This is a genomic window from Bradyrhizobium sp. LB13.1, assembly GCF_054056815.1.
The window spans coordinates 293,075-306,644 of sequence record NZ_JBSRYQ010000001.1 but is presented as its reverse complement, the minus strand read 5'-3'; the positions used below and the strand labels follow the sequence as shown (position 1 = coordinate 306,644).

14 protein-coding genes and 1 pseudogene are annotated in these 13,570 nt (G+C 63.8%); 10 read left to right on the top strand and 5 right to left on the bottom strand.

What is annotated here, in order from left to right; all coding sequences use genetic code 11:
* Window positions 1-108 precede the first annotated feature (108 nt).
* The 5 genes from ACVWYI_RS01440 to ACVWYI_RS01420 all read left to right on the top strand — a co-directional run bounded on the left by ACVWYI_RS01440 (window position 109) and on the right by ACVWYI_RS01420 (window position 2,901).
* A complete protein-coding gene (locus tag ACVWYI_RS01440) occupies window positions 109-582 on the top strand; it encodes a chemotaxis protein CheW (protein WP_354049728.1) in 474 nt (157 codons plus the stop codon).
* Window positions 583-611: 29 nt separating this feature from the next.
* Window positions 612-998 carry a response regulator gene (locus ACVWYI_RS01435; protein ID WP_247345208.1) on the top strand — a complete coding sequence of 129 codons (387 nt, stop codon included), beginning with the start codon at window positions 612-614 and terminating at the stop codon, window positions 996-998.
* 59 nt (window positions 999-1,057) lie between these two features.
* Complete coding sequence (locus tag ACVWYI_RS01430) at window positions 1,058-1,939, top strand: CheR family methyltransferase (RefSeq protein ID WP_247345203.1); 882 nt, start codon at window positions 1,058-1,060, stop codon at window positions 1,937-1,939.
* 2 nt (window positions 1,940-1,941) lie between these two features.
* Window positions 1,942-2,256, top strand: a complete 315-nt coding sequence (locus tag ACVWYI_RS01425; protein WP_247345200.1) for a PilZ domain-containing protein — start codon at window positions 1,942-1,944, stop codon at window positions 2,254-2,256.
* Window positions 2,257-2,397: 141 nt separating this feature from the next.
* Window positions 2,398-2,901 (top strand): response regulator, encoded by a 504-nt coding sequence (locus ACVWYI_RS01420; RefSeq protein WP_247345197.1) that lies wholly within the window; start codon window positions 2,398-2,400, stop codon window positions 2,899-2,901.
* A gap of 48 nt (window positions 2,902-2,949) precedes the next feature.
* Here the strand turns inward: ACVWYI_RS01420 and ACVWYI_RS01415 are convergent, their stop codons facing one another.
* The gene (locus ACVWYI_RS01415) at window positions 2,950-3,240 is read right to left on the bottom strand and encodes a hypothetical protein (RefSeq protein WP_354103393.1); all 291 of its coding nucleotides are present in this window, start codon (window positions 3,238-3,240) and stop codon (window positions 2,950-2,952) included.
* Window positions 3,241-3,390: 150 nt separating this feature from the next.
* Here ACVWYI_RS01415 and ACVWYI_RS01410 point away from each other — a divergent pair, with 150 nt between their 5' ends.
* On the top strand, window positions 3,391-4,026 hold the full coding sequence (locus ACVWYI_RS01410) for a response regulator transcription factor (protein ID WP_007604420.1): 636 nt from the start codon (window positions 3,391-3,393) through the stop codon (window positions 4,024-4,026).
* A gap of 152 nt (window positions 4,027-4,178) precedes the next feature.
* Here ACVWYI_RS01410 and ACVWYI_RS01405 read toward each other — a convergent pair whose 3' ends face one another.
* From ACVWYI_RS01405 to ACVWYI_RS01390, 4 genes are all read right to left on the bottom strand, one after another.
* Entirely contained in the window at window positions 4,179-6,158 is a 1,980-nt protein-coding gene (locus ACVWYI_RS01405) for a PAS domain S-box protein (protein ID WP_456661021.1), read from the bottom strand.
* Window positions 6,085-7,680 (bottom strand): PAS domain S-box protein, encoded by a 1,596-nt coding sequence (locus ACVWYI_RS01400; RefSeq protein WP_456661020.1) that lies wholly within the window; start codon window positions 7,678-7,680, stop codon window positions 6,085-6,087. Before ACVWYI_RS01400 ends, ACVWYI_RS01405 begins: the two co-directional genes overlap by 74 nt.
* A 67-nt stretch (window positions 7,681-7,747) precedes the next feature.
* The gene (locus ACVWYI_RS01395; RefSeq protein WP_456661019.1) at window positions 7,748-8,176 is read right to left on the bottom strand and encodes a response regulator; all 429 of its coding nucleotides are present in this window, start codon (window positions 8,174-8,176) and stop codon (window positions 7,748-7,750) included.
* A 185-nt stretch (window positions 8,177-8,361) separates the two neighbouring features.
* Window positions 8,362-9,078, bottom strand: a complete 717-nt coding sequence (locus ACVWYI_RS01390; protein ID WP_456661018.1) for a GntR family transcriptional regulator — start codon at window positions 9,076-9,078, stop codon at window positions 8,362-8,364.
* A gap of 91 nt (window positions 9,079-9,169) precedes the next feature.
* On the opposite strand from ACVWYI_RS01390, the gene ACVWYI_RS01385 reads away from it, so the two are divergent.
* The 4 genes and pseudogenes from ACVWYI_RS01385 to araD all read left to right on the top strand — a co-directional run bounded on the left by ACVWYI_RS01385 (window position 9,170) and on the right by araD (window position 13,562).
* A complete protein-coding gene (locus ACVWYI_RS01385; protein ID WP_456661017.1) occupies window positions 9,170-10,189 on the top strand; it encodes an ABC transporter substrate-binding protein in 1,020 nt (339 codons plus the stop codon).
* On the top strand, window positions 10,189-10,950 hold the full coding sequence (locus ACVWYI_RS01380; RefSeq protein WP_456661016.1) for an ABC transporter ATP-binding protein: 762 nt from the start codon (window positions 10,189-10,191) through the stop codon (window positions 10,948-10,950). The genes ACVWYI_RS01385 and ACVWYI_RS01380 overlap by 1 nt, the downstream gene beginning before the upstream one ends.
* An 11-nt stretch (window positions 10,951-10,961) precedes the next feature.
* A complete protein-coding gene (locus ACVWYI_RS01375) occupies window positions 10,962-11,825 on the top strand; it encodes an ABC transporter permease (protein WP_456661015.1) in 864 nt (287 codons plus the stop codon).
* Window positions 11,822-13,562, top strand: a pseudogene (araD, locus tag ACVWYI_RS01370) (L-arabinonate dehydratase). The gene ACVWYI_RS01375 and the pseudogene araD overlap by 4 nt, the downstream one beginning before the upstream one ends.
* Window positions 13,563-13,570: the final 8 nt, after the last annotated feature.

The window sequence follows — 13,570 nt, the reverse complement described above, 5'->3', positions numbered from 1 at the left end:
GAGCATGATCCGGAAAAGCGTGAAGCGGCTTTCCCTCGCGACAAACCCGGAACGCGTTTGCGCGGAGATCATGCTCCAACAAACCGGCATGGATCAGGAGATACACACATGACCAGGAAGACCCAGTCCGGCGAAGGCGCCATGGTCGAATACGTCACCGCGATGATCGGCGGCCAGCTGTTCGGCCTGCCGATCTCCCGCGTCCAGGACGTGTTCATGCCCGAGCGCGTCACCCGCGTTCCGTTGTCCTCGCGCGAGATCGCGGGCGTGCTGAACCTGCGCGGCCGCATCGTCACCGTGGTCGACATGCGCGCCCGGCTCGGCCTGCCCAGGCCCGAGGACGGCAAGCCGCCGATGGCGGTCGGCGTCGACCTGCGCGGTGAATCCTACGGCCTGCTGATCGACCAGATCGGCGAGGTGCTGCGGCTTGCCGAAGACAACATGGAAGAAAACCCCGTCAACCTCGATCCCCGCATGGCCAAGCTCGCCGGCGGCGTCCACCGCCTCGACGGACAGCTCATGGTCGTCCTCGACGTCGATCGCGTCCTCGAATTGAAGACCGAAGTGCAAATGGCTGCGTGAGCCCCAAAAACATCGAAGCGGAGAACCAAATGAAAACGTGTTTGGTGGTCGATGATTCCAGCGTCGTGCGCAAGATCGCGCGCCGGATCCTGGAAGGCCTGGAATTCGAAGTCACCGAGGCCGAGGACGGCTCGAAAGCGCTCGAGATCTGCCAGCGGAAGCTGCCCGACGCAGTGCTGCTCGATTGGAACATGCCGGTGATGGACGGCTTCGAGTTCATGGGCCACATGCGCCGCCTGCCCGGCGGCGAGGAGCCCAAGGTGGTGTTCTGCACCACCGAAAACAACGTGGCTCATATCGCTCAGGCGCTCAGCGGCGGCGCCAACGAGTACATCATGAAGCCCTTCGACAAAGACATCATCGCCGACAAGTTTGCTGAAGTCGGCTTGATCCCGGTCGGGCAAGTCATGGTCTGAGTTATCTGGCGGAGTGTTCCAGCCAGAGTGTTCCCAGTACAGCTTCCGAGAGGCTATCCGTGACCGCGACCGAATATGAGTATCTGCGTAAGTTCCTGAGGGATCATTCCGGGCTCGATCTGTCCGCAGACAAGCAATATCTGATTGAAAGCCGGCTGCTGCCGCTCGCCCGCAAGGGCGGGCTCTCCGGGATCGGCGAGCTCGTGCAAAAGCTGCAAGGCGCAGGCGCGAGCGCGCTCGTCACCAGCGTGGTCGAGGCGATGACGACCAACGAGACCTTCTTCTTCCGCGACAAGGTCCCGTTCGATCATTTCCGCGACACCATCATGCCCGAAGTGATCAAAGCCCGCGCCGGCCGCCGTAGCGTGCGGATCTGGTGCGCTGCCGGCTCGACCGGACAGGAGCCGTATTCGCTGGCGATGAGCTTGAAAGAGATGGGTGCGGCCCTGACCGGGTGGCGCGTCGAGATCATCGCGACCGACCTGTCGCAGGAAGTGCTAGAGAAGGCCAAGGCTGGCATCTACAGCCAGTTCGAAGTGCAGCGCGGTCTGCCGATCCAGATGCTGATGAAATATTTCAGGCAGACCGGCGAGACCTGGCAGATCAATCCGGAGCTGCGGGCGATGATCCAGCACCGGCAGCTCAATCTGCTGCACGATTTCGCCCAGCTCGGCACCTTCGACGTCATCTTCTGCCGCAACGTGCTGATCTATTTCGACCAGGACACCAAGATCAACATCTTCAACCGTCTGGCGCGCCAGATCGAGGGAGACGGATTCCTGGTGCTGGGCGCGGCCGAAACCGTGGTCGGACTGACCGACACGTTCAAGCCGATTCCGGAGCGGCGCGGTCTCTACAAGCCGAACGATCCGCGTGCCGCAGCTGCCAAGCCGGCTTTCGCCGGCGCCGCGCCGCGCGTGGCTGTGATGGCGGGACGATAAGCATGTCCGAGGATGGAAAGGGTCTGGAGCGGGTGACGTTCAGTCGCGGCTACGATGTCTGCATCATGGCCATCGACGGCACCTGGCGCCGCGACTGCAAGCTCAACGCGATCTCCGACACAGACGCCATCCTCACGGTGGAAGGCTCGATTCAGGGCCTGAACCTGAAAGAGTTCTTCCTGCTGTTGTCGTCGACCGGCCTTGCTTACCGCCGCTGCGAATTGGTGCGCGTCAACGGCCTCGAAATGGACATCCAGTTCCTGCGTGGCAAGAATCGGAAGAAGCGCGCGGCCGGTGGCCGTGACGAGGCGGCGTGATCTTCACGTGCGTCTCGCCGCCGTTTGCCGAGACGTTGGTTCATATTTGCTGAAACATCCCACCGAATTTGCCGCAGCGGCTTTACGTCGCCTAAGCGCGAGCCATGTATCCATGGCCGGTCTCAATCTCAGGATACGGTAATGCCCAGAAGCTCTCTCTCCCCCCTCCCGTCAAACCTGCCCGACGGCACCGAGCGGCGCGCACTTCAGCTCCTGGTGGTCGATGACGACGCCACGCAGCGCAGCCTGATCACGGTCGCCGCCAGACAGGCCGGCCACGAAGTCACCGTGGCGCCGTCCGTGGCGGAAGCGATCGAAAAGCTCCGCGCCGCACGCTTCGACTGCGTGACGCTCGATCTCGTGCTGGAGGATGGCGACGGCATCGACGTGCTGGGCGAGATGGCAAAGGCAAAATTTGGCGGCGCCGTGATCGTCATCAGCGGCATGGACGGCAAGCGCCGCAGCGCCGCTCGCAGCTTCGCCCGTTCCGTCGGAATCGTGCTCCAGAGCTTGCCCAAGCCGCTGGATCTGGCGGCGTTGCGCATCAGCCTCGCCAATCTCGGCAAGACCGCGATGGGCCTGCCGGCGATCCACACCTGGGGTGGTGTCGCCAGCGACGCGATCGTGGAACGGCACCGCGCCTGAGCCGCGGGCCTGCCATGCAACGAAATGCGGCCGCCGCGCCGCAGCGATCTACACTGTGCTGCTGGCTTCCGACAGGCATTCCACGGCGTGGCCAAGGCCCGCCCGGCAGGCGTCGAGGGCGGCGCTAGCCGTGGCATACCGGGGCGTGACGTCGTCGAGCAGGAAGACATCGGCGGAACCTTCCGGATCACTGCCGTGTTCTTGATCCATGGCTGTGGCGATCCGGCGCATGCTGGTCTCGATCTGCGAGATCAGCAAGCGAAGGTCAGCCGCAATCAGCAGACGGCTCTCGGCTTCGGGCATTGCGACCAGAGGCGGCGTAGCGGCCAAATTCAGCATGGATATTCTCCGTGCTCTGTAATTAGGCGACTTGCCGCTACTTGTGCGTTAAGTCCATGTCCCGTACAAATACGGGTGGGCCGAATCCGCGCCGAACGCCATAACGGTTGGCGCGGACGCGAATCCTTCATGCCAACCGGATGTGGGCACATGGCTGAACAAAGCTCTCGCGGTGAAATCTTCGTGGTCGACGACGACGCTGCCGTTCGTGACACCTTGTCGATGGTGTTGAAGGCCGCGGGCTATGAGGTGATCTGTTTTGCGGACGGCGCAGCATTGCTCTCCGTCGCGCGAAGCCGCACACCGGCGGCGGTCCTGCTGGACGTGCATATTCCCGGCAAGTCGGGCCTCGACATTCTCAACGAGCTGCACGGCGAAGACTATCCGGCACCGATCTTCATGATCTCCGGACAGGGCGACATCGCGATGGCGGTGGGGGCCATCAAGAGCGGCGCGCTCGACTTCATCGAGAAGCCGTTCCGCGGCAGCGAGATCGTCGGCCGGCTCGACGAGGCGATCGGCGCCTATGCACGCAGGCAGTCGGAGAACGCCGCGCCGAAGTTCGGCTCGCTGCATTTCCCCGGACGCGAGCCGTTGACGCGGCGCGAGCGCGAGGTGCTCGAACAGTTCGCCGCCGGCGCCTCCAACAAGGAAGCCGGCCGCACGCTCGGCATCAGCCCGCGCACCATCGAGGACCACCGCGCCAACATCATGAAGAAGCTCGGTGCGCGCAATGCCGCCGATCTGATCCGGATCGTGATGACCGCGGCCCAGCGGGCGTCGTAAAACGGTCTCGTGCCCCGGACGCAGCGCATCATGAAATGATGCGCCGCTGAGCCGGGGCCCACCTCTCCAGCTTCACGGCTGACAGTTCTGGGTCCCGGCTCTGCGTCGCAGCGTTGCACGTTGCGCCTTGTCCGGGACACGAGATCTGTATCTCACCCGTTTAGCGCCTTGCGAATGATCCGCGCCAGATCCGATTTGCGATAGGGCTTCGCCAGCAGCAGAACGCCCGAATCCAGTCGGCCGTGGTGGATGATCGCGTTCTCGGTATAGCCGGACGTGTAGACCACCCGGAGATCGGGACGCGTCCTCTGGAGTTCGTCGGCGAGCTGCCGTCCGTTCATCTTGCCGGGCATGATGACGTCGGTGAACAGCAGGTCGAACGGTTTTCCGGCGGCGACGATTGCAAGCGCCTCCGTGGCGTTCGCCGCCTGCAAGGTGACGTAACCCAGCGAATGAAGCTGCGCCAGCACGTAGTCGCGCACCAGCCGGTCGTCCTCGACCACCAGGATCGTCTCGTGTCCGCCTTCGATCGCCGCCGGTGTCACGCCCTCGCCGACCGCCGTCGGCGTCTTGCCGGGCGGCAGATACATCTTGATCGTGGTGCCGTGGCCTTCCTCGCTGTAGATCTTGATATGGCCCGCGGACTGTTTGATGAAGCCGTAGACCATCGAAAGCCCGAGGCCGGTGCCCTTGCCCGGTCCCTTCGAAGTGAAGAAAGGTTCGAATACCCTGGCCAGCATGTTGGCGGGAATTCCGGTGCCGGTGTCGCTCACCGCGATCAGCACGTAGTGGCCTGGCCTGATATCGTTGACGCTGGCATAGATTTCGTCGAGATAGGCGGCGCCCGTCTCCACGATCAGCTTGCCGCCGAAGGGCATAGCGTCGCGGGAGTTGAGCGCGAGGTTGAGGATTGCGGTGGTCAGCTGGTTGGGATCGACGATCGCGACGCAGCTCTCCGCCTCGAACACGGACTCGATCTGGATCTGCTCGCCCAGCGTCGGCCGCAATAGCTTCGCAGTGTCGATCATCAGCGAGTTGACGTCGATCTCGCGCGGCTGGAGCGGCTGCTTGCGTGCAAACGCCAGCAGATGCTGCGTCAGCTCGGCGCCGCGCCAGGCGGCCTCGTCGATCATCTTCGTGATCGCTGCAAGCTCCGGCTCCTTGGCCACCGCTTCGGCCAGGATCCCGATCGTGCCGGTGATGACGGTGAGGATGTTGTTGAAGTCGTGCGCCACGCCGCCGGTGAGCTGGCCGACCGCCTCCATCTTCTCGGCCTCGCGGATGCGGTCCTCGGCCGCGATCTTGTCGGTAAGGTCGCGGTAGAACACGTTGAACAGCAGGCCCTCGCGGCGCTTCAATGCCGTGACGCTCAGCTCGGCCTTGAATTCTTTGCCGTCGCGACGGCGGACCATGAGCTCGCGGCGGCGGTTGAGCGTCCGGCCGCCCTGGGACACGAGAAAGCGTGCAAGGCCGACCTTGACCCTCTCGCGTTCACTCTCTGCGACGATGAGGTCGACCGCATTCTTGCCCAGCACGTCGTCGCGCCGCCAGCCGAACAGCTCTTCGGCCCGCGAGCTCCAGTTCAGGATGGTGCTGCGGTCATCGGTCTGGACGAAGGCGTCAAGTGCGGTCTCGACGATGTTGCGCGCGAGCAGCTCGCTTTCGCGCAAGGATTCCTCGGCATGCCTTGCCTCGGTCATGTCACGTCCGACGAAGAAATAGCGCTTGGCCTGATCGGACCAGTTGCCGAGCCAGGACAACCAGACCTCGCGCCCGTCCTTGTGGATGCAGCGGGTGTCGGCGAGCTTCGGACTGTCGCCGCGCCGCAGTGCGCGCATTTCCTCGCGAGATTGATCGAGATGCGCTGGGTGAATGAAGTCGACGCCGCTGCGGCCGATCATCTCGTCCGGCGGGTAGCCGAGAACGGCTTGGCTGCTCGGGCTGATCTGCACGATATGGCCGCGCGAATCCATGATCATGATCAGGTCTTGCGACGCATCGAACAGCTGTCGCCGCTCCTCGAGCGTTTGTTGCAGCGCTCGCTCGGTCTGGCGCGCGTCAGTGAGGCGGCGCGCCGAGCCGGAGGCGCCGATGATCTCGCCCAAAGCGCCCCTGATCGGCGACAGGCTCACCCGAGATATCGACCGGAGTGCCGTCCTTGCGCAGGCGCACCGTTTCGAAGTGTTCGATGCGTTCGCCCCGCGAAATCCGCCGCAGATAATCCTTGCCCTCTTCGCGGCGATCGGCCGGCAGGAGGATCGAAGTCGGCTGTCCGACCGCCTCCTCGGCCGTATGGCCGTAGAGGCGCTCGGCCGCCGCGTTCCATCCGATGATGGTGCCGTCGAGCGTCTGCATGACGATCGAATCGTCCGAGGATTCGACCGCCGCGCTGAACAGGCGTTCGCGAACGGCGAGCTGGTCGCGGGCGGCCTCCGTGCGCCGGTGCTCCAGAACCTCGTGCTCCAATGCCGATGTCTTCGCGTTCGTTTCTTCGACCATGCGGGCGAAAGCACGTGCCAGCAGGCCGGTCTCGCCTGATGCGTCGATTGGAATATCGGCGGGCTTGCCGCGCCCGATCGCATCGACCGCGGTGGTGAGCCGGCCGATCGGCCGGGTCAGCGACTGCGCCAGCAGCACCGCCAGCACGGCGGCGACCATCACTGCGATGAGGCCGATCGTGATCGTCGTCTTCTCGATGATGACGGCCGGCGCCATGAAGACGGCGTAGGGCACGATGCGGATGATGCCGGCCCACTGACCCTCGGCCAGGATCGCGGGCGCGATCGCGGTGCCGCTCGGCTTGCCGTCGTTTTCCCGCACGACCTGGGTCGCACCCAGGGTCGATCCGGTGACTGAAGAGAAATAAGGGAAGTCGTTCTGCCAGCGCCTCGGCGTCCCCAGTTGCGAGCCGAATTCGCGGGTGCGATCCGGATGCACGAGATAATCGCCGTTGCGGCCAACCACGTAGACCTGCTCCCCGCGCCGGCTCGTTATCCTGATACGGTCGAACACCTGGCGCATGTCGACATTGACGACGACGATGCCGAACAGCCGGTGACCGGACCCGAACAGCGGTGCCGCGACGCGTAGCGTCGGCACATAGGGCATCTGAATCACGCCATCGTCGACATTCAGATCGACCGGAGAGACGTAGACCTGATCCTCCGACAGCTTGATCGCTTCCTGGAAGAAGAAGCGCTCGTCCTTGTTTTGCAGGCCATCGTCGGGGACGATGCGCACCGATCCTGTCGGGCCGGATCGGTCGACCCGCAGATATTCGCTGCCGTCGATGTTGATGACGCGAAATTTCGCGTAGGTCGGGTTGGCTCCGACAACGGCCACGAGTTGGGGCAGCAACCGCTCGCGCCAGTTCTTTTCTGACAGGTGGTCAGTTGGATCGATACCGTTGTTGAAATGCGCGTCGATCATGCCGCGTACCGCGGCACGGGAGCGGAACGTGACAATATCGGCGCGTGCGCCGTCGGTCTGGACTTCGAGCTGGGAAGCCAGCAGCCGGGATTGTGTCTCGATACGGTCGAGCACGCGCGGCAGGAAGGCCTGCTCCAGGCTGTAATGGCTCAGCCATCCGGCAGCGGAGACCGCAACTGCGACCAGCAGAATCATTGCGATGGCCAGCCGGGTTGCGAGGGTCATGTCGGCCCTCGCGCCACGTCGCGTACGGTCCCGAATGTTCTGCTAGGTTGCAACATGAACCGCTCCGTCATCGGCCGCCGGAGCCGGCATCGGGTTGCGGCACGGCCGTCGATTGCGCTGTTTTCAGGTAGCGGTCGACTGCGGCGAGCAGCGCGTCGGGGCGGAACGGCTTCTGCAGGCCCGCGCCCGCGCCGAGCTTGGTCGCCATCTTGAGAAAATCCGGTTCTGCGAAAGCGCCCGGCGTGATCGAACGGCCGGAAATGACGATGATCGGAATGGTCGGCGCCCGCGCCCGGATGTGGCGCATCGTCTCCAGCCCGTCCATGCCGGGCATGAAGATGTCGAGGAACAGCAAGTCGAACTGGCTGGCCGCGAACAGCGCGAGCCCCTTGCGGCCATCGCCAGCGAGGGTGACGTGATGGCCCGCTCTCTCCAGCAGCAGCCGGATTGTGATTTGCACGGCCGGGTCGTCATCCACGATCAGGATGTTGGCCACGTCAAAAACCTCCGGGTCGGGCAGGGATGTTCCCAGCGACCCAAATCAAAGCTTCAAATACGAAACTGTTGCGCGGATTGTGCCCATCCTGCAAGCACTTCGCGCCCGTCCGACGATTGTAAACGGCGTCTGGATTCGACGGCTGTATATATGCACGATTACGGGCACATGATCAGCACACACGGCTAGTCGGTCAGGTACTCCGGATGGTGGCTCCGGATCTTGTCGAGCTCACTGAGCGTACCTGACAGATGCTTGCGCAAATGCTGTTGCGCGGCATCGGCATCGCCGGCCTCGATCGCGCGCGCAATCAGTCTGTGGTGGCGGACGATGTTCTGGGCCTTGCCGGGCGAAGGCAAATGCAGCCGGCGCAGCCGGTCGATATGTCCGCTGCGACTGCGCACCAGCGCCCACAAATCCTGCTTGCCGGCCGCGGCGTAAAGCTGCGCGTGAAAAGAGTTGTCGTCGGCCATGAAGGCCTCGAAGTCACCAGCCTTGGCAGATTGTTGTTGCAGCGCAACGGCGTGATCGAGGCGGATTACCAATGCGGCGTCGCCGTTGGCTGCGAGCAGGCGCACGATCTCCAGCTCCAGCGCCTGACGCAGGAAATGCGCCTGCTCGGCGCGGTTGATATCGATCCGGCTGACCACGGTGGCGTGCTGCGGAAACACGTCGACCAGGCCTTCTTCCTCGAGCCGCATCAAGGCATCGCGGACAGGCGTCGAGCTGACGCCGAACTGGCCGGCAAGCTCGGCGCGTGACAGCGGCGCGCCCGGCGGTAGCTCCAGGGCGATGATCGCATTGCGCAGCCGCTCGAACACCTGCGGCGCGGCCTGTCGGGCACGATCGAGCCTCGATGCCGTTTTTGCGGGTGCGCGCGGCGCGGTATGGGCTGCTTCCATGTCGGGCCCCGCTTGCCTTTGATGCACTAATATATTAGTGCATCAGCAGGGTCAACGCAGCGCGACGCTCACCCGGAGGAAACACACAACAATGATCAAGCATCTCCGCAGCCAACTGGTGGCCGCCACCCTGATCGCCGCAACCGCTCTCTCGGTATCCACGGCGCAGGCGCAGCAGAAGTCCGAGATCTCGCTGTCGCGCCAGCCCGGCATTTTCTACATGCCGAGCCACATCATGGAAAAGCAGAAGCTGATCGAGAAGCACGCAGCTCAGCTCGGCGTAGCAGGCGTCACCACCAAATGGGTCACCTTCTCCGGCGGCGGTGCGCAGACCGACGCGCTGCTCGCGGGCGGCGTCGATATTCTCAACACCGGTACAGGCAATCTTTTGTTGCTGTGGGACCGCACGCGCGGTGGCGTCAAGGGCATCGTCGCGACCTCGGCGCAGCCGATGACGCTGATCAGCCGCGACGCCAACATCAAGTCGATCAAGGATTTCGGCCCGAGCGACAAGATCGCCGTGCCGACCGTGAAAGTCTCGACCCAGGCGATCGTATTGCAGATCGCCGCCGCCGAGGCTTTCGGCGCCGACCAATGGTCGAAGCTGGACGTCAACACCGTGCAGCTCGGCCATCCGGACGCCTATGCGGCGCTGTCCAATTCCAAGCACGAGGTACACACCCACTTCTCGATCCCGCCCTTCACCTTCTTGGAGCTAAAGAACGTGCCGGGCGCGCATGTCGTGCTGAGCTCGCCTGACGTGATGGGCGGCCCGCTGAGCCAGGCGCAGTTCTTCACCACGACGAAGTTCGCCGATGCCAATCCGAAAATCATCCAGGCCGTGCGCGATGCCACCAAGGAAGCGCAGGATCTGATCCGCAGCGACACCAGGCAGGCGGTCGAGATCTACAAGGAGATCACCGGCGACAAGACCTCGGTGGAAGAGCTGCTCGATCTTCTGAAGGAGCCCGGGATGATGGAGTGGAATCTCGAGCCGCAGGGCACGATGAAATTCGCCGCCCATCTGTTCAAGACCGGCACGCTGAAGACCCAGCCCAAGGCCTGGACCGACTACTATCTCCCCGTTGCGCACGATCTGAAGGGTAACTGATGGCGCTGCTCGACGTCAGCTCCGTGACGCTGCGCTACAAGACCTCCAGCGCAATCGTCACGGCCACCGAAAGAGTGAGCTTCACCGTCGACAAGTCCGATCGCTTCGTGCTGCTCGGGCCGTCCGGCTGCGGCAAGTCGACCCTGCTCAAGGCCGTCGGTGGCTACATGGCGCCTAGCGAAGGCCGCATGACCATCAACGACCGCGAAATCCGCGGCCCTGGCGCCGACCGCATGATGATCTTCCAGGAGTTCGACCAGCTCCTGCCCTGGAAGAGCGTGCTCGCCAACGTGATGTTCCCGCTGCTGACCGCGCGAAAGCTATCGCGCAAGGACGCCGAAGCGCGGGCGCGGGCCTATATCGAGAAGGTCGGGCTGACACGCGTGTTTGATGCCTATCCGCACACGCTGTCCGGCGGCATGAAGCAGCGCGTCGCGATCGCGCGCGGCATGGCGATGGAGCCGGACATCCTGCTGATGGACGAGCCGTTCGCCGCGCTTGATGCGCTGACGCGGCGAACTTGCCAGGACGAGCTGCTTCAGCTCTGGAGCGAGACCAAATTCACCGTGCTGTTCGTGACGCATTCGATTGCGGAAGCGATCCGCATCGGCAACCGCATCCTGTTGCTGTCGCCGCATCCCGGCCGCGTCAAGGCCGAGGTGGTCGACGTCGACAAGGTCTCCAATGACGATGGCAGCGCCGGCCGGCTGGAGAAGGAGATCCACGATCTCCTGTTCGCCTCCGAAGCAACGGCGCATTGAGGGAAGCCGCCATGGGCGAAGCGAGAATATTGCTGCGTGACGCGCCGGCCGCCACCGCCGGCGGCGCAGCCGAGGTCGAGCGCAAGCTGAGCGTGCTTGAGCTGCTGTGGAACGACGGTTTTGTCCGCAAGACCGTCATCATCCTGTTCCTGGCGGCGATCTGGGAAGCCTACGGCCTCACCCTGGACAATCCGCTGCTGTTCCCGACGCTGCACGATACCGTCATCACGATGTTCGAGCGCGTGAAGGACGGCACGATTCCGATGCGCGCATGGACGTCGCTGAAGGTCTTGTTCATGGGCTATTCGGCCGGCATCGTGCTGGCCGCGATCTTCACCGTGCTCGCGATCTCGACGCGGATCGGTACCGATTTCCTCGAGACTGTTACGGCGATGTTCAATCCGCTGCCGGCGATCGCGCTGTTGCCGCTCGCTTTGATCTGGTTCGGCCTCGGCAACGGCAGTCTGGTGTTTGTGCTGATCCATTCGGTGTTGTGGCCGGTCGCGCTCAACACCCATTCCGGCTTCAAGAGCGTGTCCAACACGCTGCGCATGGTCGGACGAAACTACGGCCTGCGCGGGCTGCCCTACGTGGCCAAAATTCTCATTCCCGCGGCATTCGGCTCGATCCTCACCGGCCTGAAGATCGGCTGGGCCTTCGCCTGGCGCACGCTGATCGCGGCCGAGTTGGTGTTCGGCGTGTCCTCGGGGCAGGGCGGGCTCGGCTGGTTCATCTTCGAGAACCGCAACCTCCTCGACATACCTGCGGTCTTCGCAGGCCTCTTGACGGTGATTATCATCGGGCTTTTTGTCGAGAACCTGATCTTCCGCGCCATCGAGCGGAACACCGTGCAGAAATGGGGCACCCAATCATGACCAAGAAGAAAATAACGCCCGACCAGCTCCGCAGCGCGCGCTGGTTCGCGCCCGACGATCTCCGCTCGTTCGGCCATCGCTCGCGCACCATGCAGATGGGCTACGCTCCGGAGGAGTGGAAGGACCGCCCGATCATCGCGATCCTCAACACCTGGTCGGACGCGCAGCCCTGCCACATGCATTTCAAGTCGCGCGTCGACGACGTCAAGCGCGGCATCCTGATGGCCGGCGGCCTGCCGCTGGAGTTGCCGGCGCTGTCGCTGTCGGAATCGCTGCTCAAGCCGACCACCATGCTCTACCGCAATCTGCTGGCGATGGACGCGGAAGAGCTGCTGCGTAGCCATCCTGTCGACGGCGTGGTGCTGATGGGCGGTTGCGACAAGACCACGCCAGCGCTGTTGCTCGGCGCGACATCGATGAACATCCCGGCGATCTATCTGCCGGCCGGTCCGATGCTGCGCGGCAACTGGAAAGGCAAGACGCTCGGCTCCGGCTCGGACGGCTGGAAATATTGGGACGAGCGGCGCGCCGGAAAAATCTCCGACAAAGACTGGCTCGACATCGAGGCCGGCATCGCTCGCAGCTACGGCACCTGCATGACCATGGGCACCGCCTCCACCATGACCGCGATTGCCGAGGCGATCGGCATGACGTTGCCGGGCGCCTCCTCGATTCCCGCCGCCGACGCCAACCACATCCGCATGGCCTCTGAATGCGGCCGCCGCATCGTCGAGATGGTCTGGGAAGATCTGACGCCGAAGACGATTCAGACCCGCAAGGCTTTCGAGAACGCGATCGCGGTGGCGATGGCGATGGGCTGCTCGACCAATGCGATCATCCATCTGATCGCGCAGGCGCGCCGCGCCGGTCTCGATATCGGCCTCGACGATTTCGAGATCGCAAGCCGCAAGGTGCCTGTCATCGCCAACGTGCGGCCGAGCGGCGATGCCTATCTGATGGAGGACTTCTTCTATGCCGGCGGCCTGCCGGCGCTGATGGGTCAGATCAAGCAGCATCTGCATCTCGATTGCATCACCGTCACGGGACAGACCGTCGGCGAGAACATCGCGGGCGCCGAAGTGCACAACGACGACGTGATCCGCTCGGTCGACAATCCCATCTACAAGGAGGGCGCGCTCGCCGTGCTCAAGGGCAATCTCGCGCCCGACGGCTGCGTCATCAAGCCCTCCGCCTGCGCGCCGCGCTTCCTCAAGCACACGGGGCCGGCACTGGTGTTCGACGACTATCCTGCGATGAAGAAGGCGGTCGACGATCCCAATCTCGACGTCACCGAAGACCACATCCTGATCCTGCGCAATGTCGGGCCGCAGGGCGGGGCCGGGCATGCCGGAATGGGGCATGCTGCCGATCCCGACAAAGCTCGTGAAGCAGGGCGTGCGCGACATGGTGCGGATCTCCGATGCGCGCATGAGCGGCACCAGCTATGGCGCCTGCATTTTGCATGTGGCTCCCGAATCCTATGTCGGCGGGCCGCTGGCGCTGGTCCGGAACGGCGACCGCATCACGCTCGATGTCGGCGCCCGCACCATCAATCTCGACGTCTCCGAAGCCGAGCTTGAAAAGCGCCGTGCCGCCTGGAAGCGGCCCGAGCGCCGCTTCGAGCGCGGCTATGGCTGGATGTTCACGAAACACATCAAGCAGGCCAATGACGGCTGCGACTTCGACTTCCTCGAAACTGACTTCGGCGCGCCGATCGGCGAGCCCTCGATTTACTAGAGAGTATG

Excerpts from the sequence above, each read along its gene's own strand:
- ACVWYI_RS01440 (WP_354049728.1), top strand. The coding sequence starts at position 109 with ATGACCAGGAAGACCCAGTCCGGCGAAGGCGCCATGGTCGAATACGTC.
- ACVWYI_RS01435 (WP_247345208.1), top strand. The coding sequence starts at position 612 with ATGAAAACGTGTTTGGTGGTCGATGATTCCAGCGTCGTGCGCAAGATC.
- ACVWYI_RS01425 (WP_247345200.1), top strand. The coding sequence starts at position 1,942 with ATGTCCGAGGATGGAAAGGGTCTGGAGCGGGTGACGTTCAGTCGCGGC.
- ACVWYI_RS01420 (WP_247345197.1), top strand. The coding sequence starts at position 2,398 with ATGCCCAGAAGCTCTCTCTCCCCCCTCCCGTCAAACCTGCCCGACGGC.
- ACVWYI_RS01415 (WP_354103393.1), bottom strand. The coding sequence starts at position 3,240 with ATGCTGAATTTGGCCGCTACGCCGCCTCTGGTCGCAATGCCCGAAGCC.
- ACVWYI_RS01410 (WP_007604420.1), top strand. The coding sequence starts at position 3,391 with ATGGCTGAACAAAGCTCTCGCGGTGAAATCTTCGTGGTCGACGACGAC.
- ACVWYI_RS01400 (WP_456661020.1), bottom strand. The coding sequence starts at position 7,680 with ATGACCCTCGCAACCCGGCTGGCCATCGCAATGATTCTGCTGGTCGCA.
- ACVWYI_RS01390 (WP_456661018.1), bottom strand. The coding sequence starts at position 9,078 with ATGGAAGCAGCCCATACCGCGCCGCGCGCACCCGCAAAAACGGCATCG.
- ACVWYI_RS01385 (WP_456661017.1), top strand. The coding sequence starts at position 9,170 with ATGATCAAGCATCTCCGCAGCCAACTGGTGGCCGCCACCCTGATCGCC.
- ACVWYI_RS01380 (WP_456661016.1), top strand. The coding sequence starts at position 10,189 with ATGGCGCTGCTCGACGTCAGCTCCGTGACGCTGCGCTACAAGACCTCC.
- ACVWYI_RS01375 (WP_456661015.1), top strand. The coding sequence starts at position 10,962 with ATGGGCGAAGCGAGAATATTGCTGCGTGACGCGCCGGCCGCCACCGCC.